Here is a 15,885-nt window from a genome sequence, read left to right on the forward strand (position 1 = left end):
CCCACCTCAAATCATTTTTTAATGATACCTTTTAAATTAAATGCTAAATCTATAAACCCTATTAAAACTACAATATGTGTTAATGGTGTTAATATTGTCCCTATCACCATTAATAACACTGTTAATATAGGTGGCATTGACTTGGCTTTGCCGAAGAAGTGAATCACACTTAGCCCCTGAATATACATACATAATGATAACACAATTTCAAAATTTAATATGATACTTTGAAATGTACCCGGTTGGACCGCAAACATAACACAAATAAGTACAACTAAATACATAAACAGTAATGATTTTTTCATTTGCCATGCGAATAGTGGTTTGAAAATAGGCGTTGCTACTTTAAATTTGCGTAAAATTGGAAATGTAATCAGCAAGTTAATCAAGATCAACACAAATGCCGCTACAATAACATAACTTGGTAGTTGCACTGCCATTTGACGAAAGCCTTCTTCTAACATTTGCTTATAGTCGCCTTCGACACCACTACCTGTAATAACACTATGCATTTGATCTTTTAGTGGTTTCGTTAATGATGCTGCACTAGGAATTTTATTAAATGCTTGTAATAACATAAATGCGACTAACGTTATGATACTGACAAACGTTGTCGTAATATATAAGATACGTTCTTTAGACGTACGTTCGGTTAATAGCTGACCGATGATAAAACTTAACACAAGTATTAAGACCATTACGCTTAATACAAAAACATTTCCTAACAATGTCGTTAGGATTACTGTTATCACAGCCGCTAGACCAAAAGATTCTTTGGATTTCTGCCATAACACGATGCCTGGTATCGTCGCAAAAAGACATAAAACAAGACCAAGCGGCGGTAATATATGCAAGACTAAAGCTACTATAATTAATGCTAAAATACTCAATATAGTTGCTTTAGGTTTTATTTTTGAAAACAAATTCGCCACTCCTATACTTTTTTGACTGTATTACTATTCTAACCTCTTTAAAAGTTTTATACAATTATAGGAAATATATTATAACTGTATTTCTTAAATTCTACTAGAAACGCGACACGTCACTACTTTTTGTAGATTTTCATCTATCACAAAGACACTTTTATACACATAGTTTACTCAAACTCACTGTACACATCAAAATGCCTTAATTTTAGCAGCTTACACACTAAAATTAAGGCATCAGTGTTATTTACGTTTAAATTGCGATACTTTTAAGAAATGATACAAGTTTGGCGCCCAATCATTGAAATTTAATAAGAAGCCATCATGTCCTACATTATCAGGCACAAAGAAATGACGATGATATTTGAAACGCTCCCCTACTGCACGTACTAAATCATCTGGATACAGTAAATCATCAGTAAAGCCCATTGTTAATACTTTTGTTTCTAATGAACTTAGCACCTCGGTAACATCATCTCGACCACGGTCAATATCATGACTATCTAAGACATCCAGCAGTGTTAAGTAACAGTCTAAATCAAAGTTTTTTTTGAATTTGTTTCCTTGATGTCGTTGATATGCAACGACTTGATCTGGTGTAAAGCGTTTATCATAACTTTTAGACGAGCGATACGTTAAAAATCCTAACTGTCGTGCAATGCTGAGACCATCCGTACCACCAAGATGTATCGCTTGGCGTGATATTTCATTAAAAGCTCTACTATATGACGACGTTTTGTCAGTAGCCGCTAAAATAACAGCTTTATTGACTTCAAACTTTCGATTGTACAATAACTCCATAGTCTGCATCCCACCAAGTGAACCACCGATTAATATATCTATCCGGTTATACCCTAGTGCTTCAATACCTACTTCAATTGCACGCACAATGTCTCTTAAAGTTACTGATTTAGGAAAATCTTCATCTATTAATGCTGAACTAGAACCAAATGGACTCCCAATAACATTGAATGTTAAAAACTGATAATCATTGACTGGCATATAACCACCATCGATAATTTCACGCCACCAGCCCGGATCGTCTTCTGTCCCATAAGTAAGATGATTGCCTGTCAATGCATGACAAACTACTACGAGTGGTTGACCTTTATACCCTACGTGTTCATATCTTAATTTTAAATTATTAATCGTTTCTCCCGATTCTGTTGTAAAGGGGCCTAATTCTAATGTATCAACTGTATAATTTGTCATTGTTTTCCTCCTACCAAAAATTAAAAAACCTCTTACCCGATATAAGTAAGAAGTTCTTAATTACTTATCATTCGAATAACACTCGTTGGTTTTAGCACCGTGCTTAACAAGTCGGTTGCTGAAGCGTCATCGGGCCAAGTCCCTTAGCTTCTCAGAATAAGATTTAATTTTATTTAGTATATCGCTATGTCTTTAGACAAATATTGCGTATAAGTATCTCAAAAATCTAAATTTTCTAATTACTTTCATTCTAACGAATAACGTTTACTACTTCAATGCTAAACATCAAAATAATAAACGAATCATCGCCATGACAAAAATACCTGCCAAGATGGTTATAGTTAAACTACGTGTTACTAATGCTACGAGCACAGTGGGAATTATCGTTACTAAAAAAGGAATATTCAAACTATAACCAAAACTCCCACTCTGTTGTTCAATCACACCATCGATAATTAATGCGGTGAATAAAGTAATCGGAATAAATGACAACCACTTAACGACTTGCTCTGAAAGTTGAATCTTCGAAATTACAATAAATGGAATAATACGTGTTAACCATGTTACTAAACCACAAATCACAATAATAATTAACATATGTACTGAAGTAGTCATCGAGTCATCACCACCCCTAAACACGCTGCAATTACGGAAGATAAAATAATTGCTACATAAGTCGGCATGATTAGACTGAATAGCAACATCATGACAAGAACACTAACAATCAATATTAAGTAAATTGAAATATAAGAACGTTGAACCGTCTCAAATTGTGATACTGCTAAGAAAATAAACATGCCAACAATCGCAAAGTCGAGTCCAAAAACATCGGGATTTTGTATGTATTTACCAAAGACCGCACCTACCACACTCGCAAGCGTCCAAAATAAATACGCTGTAATGTTAAGTCCATGCAACCAACGATCATTGATTTTCTCGCCTTTTAAATGTGGTGTGATAGCTACACCAAATGTTTCATCTGTAACTAACGTTGATAAGCCTATACGATTCCACAAGCCATAATTTTTATAACTTGGCGCCAATGTCATACTTAATAAAAACATTCTAGAATTGACGATAAATGTAGTAAGTACGATCGCAGAAATTGGTGTACCAGCGATAACCAAACTACAAATAATAAATTGTGCTGCACCTGCATATATTAATAAACATAACAAGATTATTTCGAGCAAACTAAAACCAGATGCCACAGCTACAATACCAAATGATAAGCCTACACCCGCGTAGCCTAATAATGTAGGAATACATTCTTTCACACCTTGCTTAAACGTCACATGTTCAGTCATTTCATCCCTCCTAAAGCGTAAAATAATAGTAACAGTCTAATATAGAAATAATGGAACATCAATAAGGTTAGACTTAGGTTTGTTTGAGGTTAGACTACCCGAATACTAAAAACCTTCATTTCTCGGACCTTTACTCTTTGTCGTCGAGGAATGCTATTTATTTATTTTTACTCCCCCTACCCTACTAAAGCATGTCATAAATAATTATAAAACATATTTTTTGATTGTGTAATGTTATTTATTTTTGACAAATTTATATAAATTTGTCTTTAAATATTTTTTATTTAGTATTCATTTAACATCTTAGCTTGCTTTATAATTTTGACTAACCCTCTATTATTTTAGACATTCTTATAGACTCCCCTACCTTCTTCTGTCCACACAAAAAAGCACGCCATCATGCTGATTGGCGCGCTTTCACTTTATATCGTTGTGCTTATTGCGTTACTGGACCGATTACTGTTTTGCCACCCATAAATGGTACAAGTGCTTCTGGAATAGTCACTGAACCATCGGCATTTTGATAATTTTCAACGATGGCAGCAAAGGTACGTCCTACTGCTAAACCACTACCATTTAGCGTATGTGCTAATTCTGGTTTTGCTGTTTTATCTCGTTTAAAACGAATGTTAGAACGACGTGCTTGGAAATCTGTAATATTTGAACAAGAACTAATTTCTTTATAGTCATCATAGCTTGGTAACCATACTTCGATATCATACGTTTTACTTGAACCGAAGCCGATATCACCTGTACATAAAATGACGCGACGATATGGTAATTCTAATTCTTCTAAAATAGCTTCCGCATGATTTGTCATTTCTTCTAAAGCAGCCCAAGAATCTTCGGGTTTTTCAAATCTCACCATTTCAACTTTATCGAATTGGTGAAGACGAATTAAGCCACGTGTATCACGTCCAGCTGATCCTGCTTCACTACGATAACATGCTGATTGGGCAGTGAATTTTGCAGGTAACACATCCGGTGCAATGACTTCATTACGGTAATAGTTCGTTAATGGGACTTCTGCTGTTGGAATTGTATATAAGCCTTCTTGCTCTACTTTGAATAAATCTTCTTCGAACTTCGGTAACTGACCTGTACCATACATAGAATCAGCATTCACCAGTTGAGGCACCATCATTTCTGTATAGCCATGTTGAGTTGTATGTTTTGTTACCATGTAATTCATTAACGCACGTTCTAATTGTGCACCTTCACCTGTTAAAAAGACAAAGCGGGCACCAGACACTTTAGCAGCACGTTCGAAATCGACCATTTTTAATTCTTCTACTAAGTCCCAATGTGCTTTTGCTTCGAAGTCAAACGTTCTTGGTGTGCCCCAACGTTTTAATTCCACATTCTCTTCATCTGATGCACCTTCTGGCACATCGTCATGAATAAGATTAGGAATACGAGATAAAGTATCAGTTAATGATTTATCTACTTTAGTTAATTGCTCATCACTTGCTTTAATTTTATCTCCTAAGTCACGCATTTCAGCAATGACATCATCAGCATTTTCTTTATTACGTTTTTTCTGTGCAATCTCTCCACTTACTTTATTACGCTCAGCTTTCATTTGTTCAGCTTCGCCAATCAGTTGGCGGCGTTGTTCATCTAATGCTAATACATCGTCTACAACTTGTGCATCCATGCCTCGTTTAGCAACTTTAGCTTTTACTAAGTCAGGCTCTGTACGGAATAATTTAATATCTAACATCACTCATCTATCCTTCCCATTTATATTTGAATGGACGCAAAAAAGACCACATCCCTGAACAAGGGACGTGGTCTACGCGTTGCCACCCTATTTAACAGTCTAATTAGACTGCACTCTCACTAAAATAACGGTTAAACCGATTGTTCACTCTCGTAGGTAGATTCGTACTAAGACGGATTACTTGTTCACAGCAACCACAAGCTCTCTGAAATCTCGTCATCAATATTACTTAGCCTACAAACAATACTATATTAAGTTAAATTTAATATAGCAAATTACTTAAATCTTTTCAAGCGCGAAACGATTGTCGCGCGTATTTTATTGTTGGTATGAGACATCACGTAAATATTGTGCGACCGCTTCTATATCTTTGTGGAACTGACGATCTTCCGTAATAGACGGTATAATTTGACGGAGTTCATCGTATTTAGCTTTCGTTTTCGGCGATAATTTATCCACATCTTTATGTTCTACTGCTTGTAATGCAATAATACATTCAATTGCAATCACTCGGCGAGAGTTTTCAATCATTTGATAACCATGACGCGAAGCAATAGTTCCCATAGAGACATGGTCTTCTTGGTTAGCTGATGATGGAATTGAATCAACACTTGCTGGGTGTGCCAATGTTTTATTTTCTGACACTAAGCTTGCCGCAGCATATTGCATAATCATAGCGCCACTTTGTAAACCCGGTTGTGGACTTAAAAAAGCAGGTAAGCCATTATTTAGTTGCGGATTTACTAAGCGTTCTAGTCGACGTTCGGCTACATTTCCAAGCTCACTAACACCCAACTTTAAGAAGTCTAACGCAAAGGCTACGGGCTGTCCGTGGAAATTACCACCAGAAATGACTAAAGTTTCATCATCTTCATCAAAAATTAATGGATTGTCATTGGCAGCATTCATTTCACGTTCTAACTGCTCTTTCACATATTGGAATACTTGGAAGCTTGCACCATGTATTTGTGGAATACAGCGTAATGTATAAGCATCTTGGACCCGGATTTCTCCTTGTCGTGTCGTTAACTCAGAACCTTCCAACCAATCTAACATACGTTCAGCTACTGCTGTTTGTTCATCAAAATTACGTACTTTATGTACATGCGCATTATATGCATCTGTAATGCCATTTAATGCTTGATGTGTGAGCGCTGCAATCCACTCTGCCTGATAACCTAAACTTGCCGCTTCAATATAATTAATCACACCTTGTGCCGTCATTGCTTGGGTACCATTAATCAATGCAAGGCCTTCTTTAGCTTGTAATTGTAATGGCTGGCGATCTAATTGTTGTAACACATGTCTACTATCTACTTCTTCCCCTTGATAATACACAGAGCCTTCACCAATTAAAGCCAGTGCTAAATGTGACAACGGTGCTAAATCACCTGATGCGCCTAATGATCCTTGTTGTGGGATTACTGGGATAATACGTTGATTAATATAAAATACTAGTTGTTCTACTAATGCGACGGTCGCACCAGAGTGTCCTTTTAATAAAGTATTTAAACGTAATATCATCATTACTAATGAGACTTCTTCTGAAAATGGTTGACCCACGCCACAGGCATGAGAACGAATTAAATTCGTTTGTAATTGCTCGTATTCACCTTCATCTATACGGACATCACTAAATAAGCCAAAGCCAGTCGTAATACCGTATATTGTTTTTTTGTTGTTAATAATACCTTCTACAATAGCACGGCTCTGTTTTACACGTGCTAGTGCCTCTTCTGTAATTACTACTGTGTCCTTATTATTTAAGAAATGTTTAATATCGGCAATCGTTAATCGTTCACCGGTTAATGCTAATGTCATGTTCCCATCTCCTCTCAAAATACATCGATACTCATACAGAGTATACGCTTACATTTATAGGAGGACAATAGCTTTTGCAATACTCGTAATATGGTATTAAATTACTAATTTAATAGGATAAAGTACAAAATTTTGACATGCCATAAATTTAACTAAAAATGTCTAATTTTTACTGTTGACTTAACTGCTTTGCAGGTATATTATTTTCTATTGTATTTAAAAAATTCTTACTAACAAACACACTTATAAACACTTAATATTGTGTGATTGATATAGCGTAAATGTAAAGTGAGAAAAGGAGGTTTCACAGTGGAAACATTAGCATCTGTAAACATACCTAAACGAGAAGATGACACACATAAAGGCGATTATGGGAAAATTCTGCTAATTGGTGGCAATGCCAATTTAGGTGGAGCAATTATTTTAGCTGCACGTGCTTGTGTTTATAGTGGCAGTGGCCTTATTACTGTCGCAACACATCCAAATAATCATGCAGCATTACATTCACGTTGCCCTGAAGCAATGGTGATTGATATTAATGATACAAAAATGTTAACTAAGATGATTGAAGCAACAGATTGTATTCTCATCGGACCTGGTCTAGGTTGTGATTTTAAAGGTAATAATGCTATTACTTTTTTACTGCAAAATATTCAGCCACATCAAAAATTAATCGTGGATGGTGATGCTATAACAATTTTCAGTAAATTGAAACCAGACTTACCAACGTGTAATGTCGTCTTTACACCACATCAAAAAGAGTGGGAACGATTAAGTGGTATACCTATCGACGAACAAACTTATGAACGTAACCGTGAAGCGGCAGACCGTCTTAATGGTACGATTGTCTTAAAAATGCATGGCACAGAAATCTATTTTAAAGATAATGAGTATAAACTACCTATCGGCACGCCAGCAATGGCAACGGGTGGTATGGGTGATACTTTAGCTGGTATGATAACGAGTTTTGTAGGTCAATTCGATAATATGAAACATGCAGTAACGAGTGCGACTTATACACATAGCTATATAGGTGAATCATTATCAGAATCAATGTATGTAGTACCACCATCTAAATTAATTAGTGAAATACCTTATGCTATGAAAACATTAGAACAATAAAATTACCCCCTTGCTTAACTTCTTACATAGATGCTAAGCAAGGGGTTTCTCGTTGTTAATATAAAATAACACCAGCAATTATTCCTAAGAGTACAATACACCATGACGGCACTTTGCAATATGCTAATAATACAAATAGAATTGCTGCAATTACAAAATCTAGATGAGACTTAATTGTAGAAGTTATGATGGGATCATACAGTGCTGCAATTAAAATACCTACAACTCCTGCACTAACCGCTTTTAACATAGCTTGTGCATAACGATTAGACTGAACATATTCCCAAAAAGGTAAGACACCTACTAATAATAAAAATGCAGGTAGAAAGATTGCTATCGTTGCAACAATACCTCCTGTAACACCAGACATCACTGTTCCTATATAAGATGCAAAAGTAAACAATGGTCCAGGCACTGCTTGTGCTAACGCGTAGCCTGTTAAGAAATCAGTCGTACTAATCATTTCAGTCGCCACAAAGGATTGCTCTAATAATGGTAAAACGACATGACCTCCACCAAATACTAATGCTCCTGAACGGTAAAAAGCATCAATCATCGCTATCCATTGAGAAGTCGACGCATAGTTCGCAATAGGCAAACAAATTAATAATATAAAAAACATAATCAGTGCGCTAGCGCCAACTTTCTTCGGTATATTAAAGATTTTCACCATTTTTTGAGCATTATGGTGAGTTCTAAATAATACTAGACCTGCTATAGCAACAATAATCAATGCAGCTAATTGCGACAGTGAATGACTTATTAAGACACTTATAATTAATGTAAACAAGGCGAGTAACTTCGTTTTGACGTCTGGTACTAGCTTTGTAGCCATACCTAAAATAGCATTTAACACAACGGCAACAGCTACTAATTTCAAACCATGCGTCCATGTTAAATTATCACTGTATGACAATAAAAATAGCGCACACAGCATCAAGACAATGACAGAGGGTAAAGTGAAGCCAAGAAATGAAATGACGCCTCCTAATAGACCTCCTTTAGCCACCCCGATACCAAAGCCAACTTGACTACTTGCCGGTCCGGGTAGGAATTGACATAGTGCCACTAAATTAGTGTACTGGCTTTCTGTCAACCATTGCCTCCGCTTAACGTATTCATCATAAAAATAACCTAAATGTGCAGTTGGGCCACCGAATGATGTTAAGCCCAATCGTAGTGATACTAACAATATCTCTAAAAATTTCATATGCTTTCCTCCTTACCACACTTCTCGAGTTAATTCTTGCAATTTTTGCTGACTTTTTCTTAACATAGTACGTCCATAATCTGTAATAGTATATTGCTTTCGCTGTTTACCTTCGACAACTATTTTCTCACTGTGCAATAAACCTTCTGCTTCCATATTATGTAACATTGGATACAACGTCCCAGCACTCATTGAATAACCATGCGTTCTTAATTCTTCTATCATCCAGCTACCATATATTGGGTGTTCATGCGCATGATGTAAAATATGAATATAAATAAACCCCAGAAACATACGGCGTTCTAATTTGGATTCCATTGGACCACTCCTTTCTTAATATCGTTTTTCGATATCGAAATTCGCTTCTATTTTAACATGAAATAAATTCTGTGTACGGACATTTACACAATCTTTATAAACTGTAATATTAACGATTCTTAAGAGGGTAACCCGTCTCACTATAATAGAACAAAAAAACAGACTACACGTTACTGTGTAGTCTGTTTGCTATATTAATCAATTAAGTTAACGATTAAGATTCTGAATCATCATTATATGCGTTATCTATATCTTCATTTACACGATCCATAAAGTCTTGACGTAATGCTTTTGGCTCATCATCTGATGGCGCTTCTGCATTGTCATCACTATCTGTTTCAGTGTGAATAGCGTTACCTGGTGCATCATCAGCAATGACTTGTTCCGAATTATCACCTGTCTCTGTAGCTGATGTTGCTTCTTCTGTTTCTACTGCTTCAGACGCTTCGTCTTCCTCGTCGACTTTTGCTACTGTAGAAACGAATTGTTCGTCTGATAATTTAATTAATCGTACACCTTGTGCCGCACGACCATTTTGTGAAATATCCTGTACATCAATACGGATAATCACACCAGAATTTGTTACAACCATTAAGTCTTCTTCACCTGTCACTGTCGTGATACACACAATGTTACCATTTTTCTCTGTAATAGTGGCTGTCTTAATACCTTTACCACCACGGTTAGATAAACGGTAGTCATTAACTGGTGTACGTTTACCGTAACCATTTTCAGTCACAACGAGTACTTCATCATCACTGGCATCATCAGCAACATCTAAGCCAACAACTTGGTCGCCTTCACGTAAAGTGATACCTTTCACACCTGATGCTGTACGTCCTAATGGGCGTAGAGATGTTTCATGGAATCGGATTAATGATGCATGTGCTGTACCGATTAAGATATCTTGCTCACCATCTGTTAAACGGACTGCAATCAGTTCATCGTCATTTTTAAAGCCAATGGCAATTTTACCGTTTTTATTAATGTGTGAGAAGTTACTTAATGCTGAACGTTTGACGATACCTTTTTTCGTTGCAAAGACTAAGAAATCATCTTCACTTTCTAAGTCTTTCACAGCAATCATCGTACTAATATTTTCGTCATTATCTAATTCGATAGCATTGACGACTGGAATACCTTTAGACTGACGTGACAGTTCCGGTACTTCGTAACCTTTAAGTTTGTAGACACGACCTTTATTCGTAAAGAATAGGACGTGATCATGTGTACTTAATGTTACCAATTGACTGACAAAGTCTTCTTCCAGTGTATTCATACCTTGGACGCCACGGCCACCACGGTGTTGCGCACGATATGTAGACGCAGGTAAACGTTTAATGTAGTTGTTGTGACTTAACGTAATGACAATTTGTTCTTCTGGAATTAAATCTTCGTCTTCAATATTATCGAAGCCACCTAACTGAATTTCCGTTAAACGATCATCACCAAAGCGCTCACGAATATCAATTAATTCATCACGCACTATTTGTAAGAGCTTTTCTTCATCTGCTAAGATTTCTTGTAATTCTTTAATATAAGCAACAAGCTCATTGTACTCATCTTCAATTTTGTCACGTTCTAAACCAGTTAAACGTCTTAAACGCATATCCAAAATCGCTTGTGCTTGACGTTCACTTAATTCAAAGCGTTCTTGCAAGCTTGCCATCGCGACTTTATCTGTTTCAGATTCACGGATAGTTGTAATAATCTCATCAATATGATCTAGTGCTATACGTAAACCTTCAAGAATATGCGCACGATCTTGTGCTTTCTTCAAGTTATATTCCGTACGACGACGTACGACCACTTTTTGATGTTCTAAATATTCAACTAATGCTTCTTTTAAAGTAATCAGTCTTGGACGACCATTAACTAAGGCAATCATATTCACACCAAATGATGTTTGTAGCGGTGTTTGTTTATATAAGTTATTTAAAATAACACTTGCGTTTGCATCTTTGCGGATATCAATAACAACTCTAACACCTGTACGTAAACTTGTTTCATCACGTAAATCAGTAATGCCGTCAATTTTTTTATCACGTGCTAATTCCGCAATTTTTTCAATCATACGTGCTTTATTCACTTGGTAAGGTACTTCTGTGACCACGATACGTTGACGGCCACCACCTCGTTCTTCTATTTCAGCACGTGCACGCATTTGAATGGAACCACGACCTGTTTCATAAGCACGACGTATGCCACTTTTTCCCATAATTAATGCTCCTGTTGGGAAATCTGGTCCTTGAATGTCTTCCATTAATTCCGCAATTGTAGCATCTGGGTTATGACTTACTTTTAATACACCGTTAATCACTTCTGTAAGATTGTGTGGTGGAATATTAGTAGCCATACCTACTGCAATACCAGACGCACCGTTCACTAGTAAGTTAGGGAATCTTGCAGGTAAGACTGCCGGTTCTCTTTCATTACCATCATAGTTATCTATAAAATCAATCGTATCTTTATTGATATCTCGTAATAACTCTAACGTAATTTTAGACATACGCGCCTCTGTATAACGCATCGCTGCAGCTCCATCGCCGTCCATAGAACCAAAGTTACCCTGACCGTCGACTAATGGATATCGATAGCTGAAATCCTGTGCCATTCTTACCATTGCTTCGTAAATAGATAAGTCACCGTGTGGGTGATATTTACCCATAACATCCCCAACAATACGTGCAGATTTTTTATATGACTTATCCGGTGTCATACCTTGCTCATTTAAGCCATATAAGATACGTCGATGTACAGGTTTTAAACCATCTCTAACATCTGGTAAGGCACGTGAAACAATTACACTCATCGCATAATCTAGAAATGATTCTCGCATCTCATTTGTTATATTTCGTTCATTAATTCTTGATTCAGGTACTTCAGCCATCAAGATATCCTCCTTCAAAATTCAGTTCATTGTAATTAGAAATCTAAGGTCGCATACACTGCGTTGTCTTCAATAAACTGTCTACGGTTTTCCACAACGTCTCCCATTAACATTTCGAATGTTTGGTCTGCACTAATCGCGTCTTCTAATGTTACTTGTAACATTGAACGATTTTCTGGATTCATCGTAGTTTCCCACAATTGATCCGCATTCATTTCACCAAGTCCTTTATAACGTGCAATAGACCATTTTGGTGTCGGTTCTAACTCTGCTTTAAGTTTGTCTAACTCTCGCTCATTAAAGACATAATATTTTTGCTTGCCTTGTGTCAGTTTGAATAATGGTGGTTGTGCAATATACACATAACCCGCTTCAATTAACGGTCTCATAAAGCGATAGAAGAACGTCAATAACAAGGTTCTAATATGCGCACCGTCTACATCGGCATCGGTCATAATAATAATCTTGTGATAGCGTGCTTTGCTTAAATCAAATTCGCCACCAATTCCGGTACCAAATGCTGTGACCATAGAACGGATTTCATTGTTATTTAAAATTCTGTCTAAACGTGCTTTTTCCACATTTAAAATCTTACCACGTAGCGGTAAAATTGCTTGTGTTTCAGAATCACGGCCAGATTTTGTAGACCCTCCGGCAGAGTCACCCTCTACGATGAAGATTTCACTCTTTTCAGGATCCTTACTTGAACAATCTGCCAGTTTACCTGGTAAACTTGATACTTCTAATGCCGATTTACGGCGTGTCACTTCACGTGCTTTTTTCGCAGCAATACGCGCGCGTGATGCCATAATTCCTTTTTCGACAATGACACGAGCCACATTTGGATTCTCATATAAGAAACGTTCAAATAATTCGGCGAACAACTTATCCACTACTTGACGTACTTCGGAGTTGCCTAATTTTGTTTTCGTTTGTCCTTCGAACTGAGGATCTCCATGCTTGATAGATACGACGGCAGTCAAACCTTCACGTGTATCTTCACCTGATAGTCGGTCTTTGTCTTCTTTAATAATTTTACTCTTTATTCCGTAACTGTTTAACACACGTGACAACGCACGTTTGAAACCATCTTCATGCGTGCCGCCTTCATATGTGTGAATATTATTCGCATATGTTAATAAGTTAGTTGCAAAGCCACTATTGTATTGCAATGCAATTTCCACTTCGATTTCATCTTTAGATTCATGTACATAAATCGGTTCTTCATGTAACGGTTCTTTATTTTCATTTAGCATTTCGACATAAGATTTAATACCGCCTTCATAGAAGTAATTGTCTTCTCTGAAAGAGCCATCTTCTAATGTTTCACGCTCATCTCTTAATGTGATGGAGATACCTTTATTTAAGAATGCCAACTCTCTGATACGTTGCTCTAAAGTCTCGTAATTGTATGTTGTTGTTTCAGTAAAGATTGTAGAGTCTGCTTTAAAGCGAATTGCTGTACCTGTTGTGTCACCGTCTGTTTCGCCAATGACTTTCAAATCAAACTGAGGTATTCCGCGTTTGTATGCTTGGTGGTGTATTTTATTATCTAAGTATACATAGACTTCTAAATCTTCGGATAAAGCATTAACTACAGACGAACCTACACCATGTAGACCACCTGATACTTTATAACCACCACCGCCGAATTTACCGCCGGCATGTAGTACAGTTAAAATAACTTCAACGGCAGGACGTCCCATTTTTTCTTGAATATCAACAGGAATTCCACGACCATTATCTGTTACTTTTATCCAATTATCTTTTTCAATTACTACTTGGATCTCATCTGCATAACCTGCGAGTGCTTCGTCGATACTGTTATCAACAATTTCCCACACAAGGTGGTGTAGACCTTTTTCTGAAGTTGAGCCGATATACATACCTGGTCTTTTTCGAACCGCTTCTAGACCTTCTAAAACCTGAATCTGTTCAGCACCATAATTTTCCGTGTTGTTCACGTCTGACAATGCGTCCACCTTCACTTTCTGTTACTTAATAATTTTGCCTTGATTAATACGATAGAGCTTGGCATTCGTCATTATTTCATGATCGATACCGTCTACGGACGTTGTTGTCACAAACGTCTGTACTTTATGTTGAATCGTACTTAATAAATGCGTCTGTCGTGAATCATCTAATTCACTCAAGACATCATCCAGAAGTAAAATGGGATACTCCCCTACTTCGATATTCATTAATTCTATTTCGGCAAGCTTAATCGATAATGCCGTCGTTCGTTGTTGGCCCTGTGAGCCATAAGTTTGTGCATCCATGTCATTAACATCGAAACCTAAATCATCTCTATGTGGACCGAATAAACAAACACCTCGATCTTTCTCACGTTCCATATTGTCATTTAACGTTGTTAAGACTTCCTCAAGTAGGACCGCTTCATCCTGCTCAATATCTGAGAGCTTAATACTGGGAACATAGCGCAACGATAAAGCTTCACGGTCTTCAGTGATACCTGCATGAATGGGTTGTGCTAAAGTTTCCAATTCTTTGATAAAATGTTGACGCCGTATCGTAACTTTAAGCGCATATTCAGCGAATTGTTGGTTTAACACTTCTAACATTGTGGCATCTGTCTTTTGACCATATTGCAATTGCTTTAAATAATTATTCTTTTGTTTTAAGATACGTTGATACTGTGCTAAATCATTTAAATACACTGCCGATATTTGTCCAAGTTCCATGTCAATAAAGCGTCGTCTGATTTGAGGTGAGCCTTTCACTATATTTAAATCTTCAGGTGCAAATAACACCACATTTAAATGACCAACGTATTGCGTTAGCCGACTTTGTTCTAAGTGATTGATTTTGACTTGCTTACCCTTTTTAGTGACATACATTGTGAGTGGCATTTCACCATATCTGTAACTTAATTCTCCCTCTATTTTAGCATACTCACGGTCAAAACGAATCAATTCTCTGTCGTTTGATGTGCGATGGCTTTTCGCTAATGCTAATGTATAAATAGATTCGAGAAGATTAGTCTTCCCTTGTGCATTTTCCCCAATTAGGATATTGACGTCAGGATGACAATCTAAGGCAATTGCCTCATAGTTACGATAGTTTTCTAATTGGAGTGTCTTGAGTTTCATTCTTCACCTTGATGCAAAATCACAAATGAACCCACTTCAGGTATTTCTGGTATCTCAATTGTGTCACGATGGCTTAACTTTTTACCACGGCGTGTTTCACGCGTATTGTTTAACAATACTTCAAACTCATTTAAGAACCATTTCGCTTGCCCGCCAGATTCGATAATACCTTCCGTCTTTAGAAATTGTCCTAATGTGATGTCGCCATCTACAACTACTTCTTCAACCAAACCAATCACTCCATTT

Annotated in this window: 13 protein-coding genes, 1 riboswitch and 1 other annotated feature; of the genes, 1 reads left to right on the forward strand and 12 read right to left on the reverse strand. The window is 36.8% G+C overall.

Annotation, left to right across the window (positions count from 1 at the left end):
- Nucleotides 1-11: 11 nt before the first annotated feature.
- The 6 genes from KA845_RS05685 to hutH all read right to left on the reverse strand — a co-directional run bounded on the left by KA845_RS05685 (nt 12) and on the right by hutH (nt 6,989).
- A complete protein-coding gene (locus tag KA845_RS05685; protein ID WP_204171866.1) occupies nt 12-938 on the reverse strand; it encodes a YybS family protein in 927 nt (308 codons plus the stop codon).
- Nucleotides 939-1,169: 231 nt separating this feature from the next.
- On the reverse strand, nt 1,170-2,138 hold the full coding sequence (gene metX / locus KA845_RS05690; RefSeq protein ID WP_002510622.1) for a homoserine O-acetyltransferase MetX: 969 nt from the start codon (nt 2,136-2,138) through the stop codon (nt 1,170-1,172).
- 61 nt (nt 2,139-2,199) lie between these two features.
- Nucleotides 2,200-2,301: riboswitch (SAM riboswitch) on the reverse strand.
- 122 nt (nt 2,302-2,423) lie between these two features.
- Nucleotides 2,424-2,753 (reverse strand): AzlD domain-containing protein, encoded by a 330-nt coding sequence (locus KA845_RS05695; RefSeq protein WP_021459420.1) that lies wholly within the window; start codon nt 2,751-2,753, stop codon nt 2,424-2,426.
- Nucleotides 2,750-3,445, reverse strand: a complete 696-nt coding sequence (locus tag KA845_RS05700) for an AzlC family ABC transporter permease (RefSeq protein WP_112369328.1) — start codon at nt 3,443-3,445, stop codon at nt 2,750-2,752. The genes KA845_RS05695 and KA845_RS05700 overlap by 4 nt, the downstream gene beginning before the upstream one ends.
- Nucleotides 3,446-3,881: 436 nt before the next feature.
- Nucleotides 3,882-5,168 carry a serine--tRNA ligase gene (serS, locus tag KA845_RS05705; RefSeq protein WP_002510619.1) on the reverse strand — a complete coding sequence of 429 codons (1,287 nt, stop codon included), beginning with the start codon at nt 5,166-5,168 and terminating at the stop codon, nt 3,882-3,884.
- A gap of 58 nt (nt 5,169-5,226) precedes the next feature.
- Nucleotides 5,227-5,418, reverse strand: a binding site (T-box leader).
- Between the two features lie 68 nt (nt 5,419-5,486).
- Nucleotides 5,487-6,989: a histidine ammonia-lyase gene (gene hutH, locus KA845_RS05710; protein WP_103388672.1), complete on the reverse strand. Its 1,503-nt coding sequence runs from the start codon at nt 6,987-6,989 to the stop codon at nt 5,487-5,489.
- Between the two features lie 309 nt (nt 6,990-7,298).
- Here hutH and KA845_RS05715 point away from each other — a divergent pair, with 309 nt between their 5' ends.
- Nucleotides 7,299-8,111, forward strand: a complete 813-nt coding sequence (locus KA845_RS05715) for an NAD(P)H-hydrate dehydratase (protein ID WP_002510617.1) — start codon at nt 7,299-7,301, stop codon at nt 8,109-8,111.
- Nucleotides 8,112-8,166: 55 nt separating this feature from the next.
- On the opposite strand, the gene chrA is transcribed toward KA845_RS05715, so the two are convergent.
- The 6 genes from chrA to yaaA all read right to left on the reverse strand — a co-directional run bounded on the left by chrA (nt 8,167) and on the right by yaaA (nt 15,878).
- On the reverse strand, nt 8,167-9,321 hold the full coding sequence (gene chrA / locus KA845_RS05720) for a chromate efflux transporter (protein WP_210127851.1): 1,155 nt from the start codon (nt 9,319-9,321) through the stop codon (nt 8,167-8,169).
- A 12-nt stretch (nt 9,322-9,333) separates the two neighbouring features.
- Nucleotides 9,334-9,639 (reverse strand): PadR family transcriptional regulator, encoded by a 306-nt coding sequence (locus KA845_RS05725; RefSeq protein ID WP_002510615.1) that lies wholly within the window; start codon nt 9,637-9,639, stop codon nt 9,334-9,336.
- Nucleotides 9,640-9,853: 214 nt separating this feature from the next.
- Complete coding sequence (gene gyrA, locus KA845_RS05730) at nt 9,854-12,529, reverse strand: DNA gyrase subunit A (RefSeq protein WP_210127852.1); 2,676 nt, start codon at nt 12,527-12,529, stop codon at nt 9,854-9,856.
- 35 nt (nt 12,530-12,564) lie between these two features.
- Nucleotides 12,565-14,511, reverse strand: a complete 1,947-nt coding sequence (gene gyrB, locus KA845_RS05735) for a DNA topoisomerase (ATP-hydrolyzing) subunit B (RefSeq protein ID WP_172604835.1) — start codon at nt 14,509-14,511, stop codon at nt 12,565-12,567.
- 12 nt (nt 14,512-14,523) lie between these two features.
- Nucleotides 14,524-15,639: a DNA replication/repair protein RecF gene (recF, locus tag KA845_RS05740; RefSeq protein WP_002510612.1), complete on the reverse strand. Its 1,116-nt coding sequence runs from the start codon at nt 15,637-15,639 to the stop codon at nt 14,524-14,526.
- Nucleotides 15,636-15,878 (reverse strand): S4 domain-containing protein YaaA, encoded by a 243-nt coding sequence (gene yaaA, locus KA845_RS05745; RefSeq protein WP_002510611.1) that lies wholly within the window; start codon nt 15,876-15,878, stop codon nt 15,636-15,638. Before yaaA ends, recF begins: the two co-directional genes overlap by 4 nt.
- Between the last annotated feature and the right edge of the window lie 7 nt (nt 15,879-15,885).

Origin of the sequence: Staphylococcus sp. GDX8P114P-2, assembly GCF_017892945.1 — a bacterium.
Classification (GTDB): Bacteria; Bacillota; Bacilli; order Staphylococcales; family Staphylococcaceae; genus Staphylococcus; species Staphylococcus arlettae.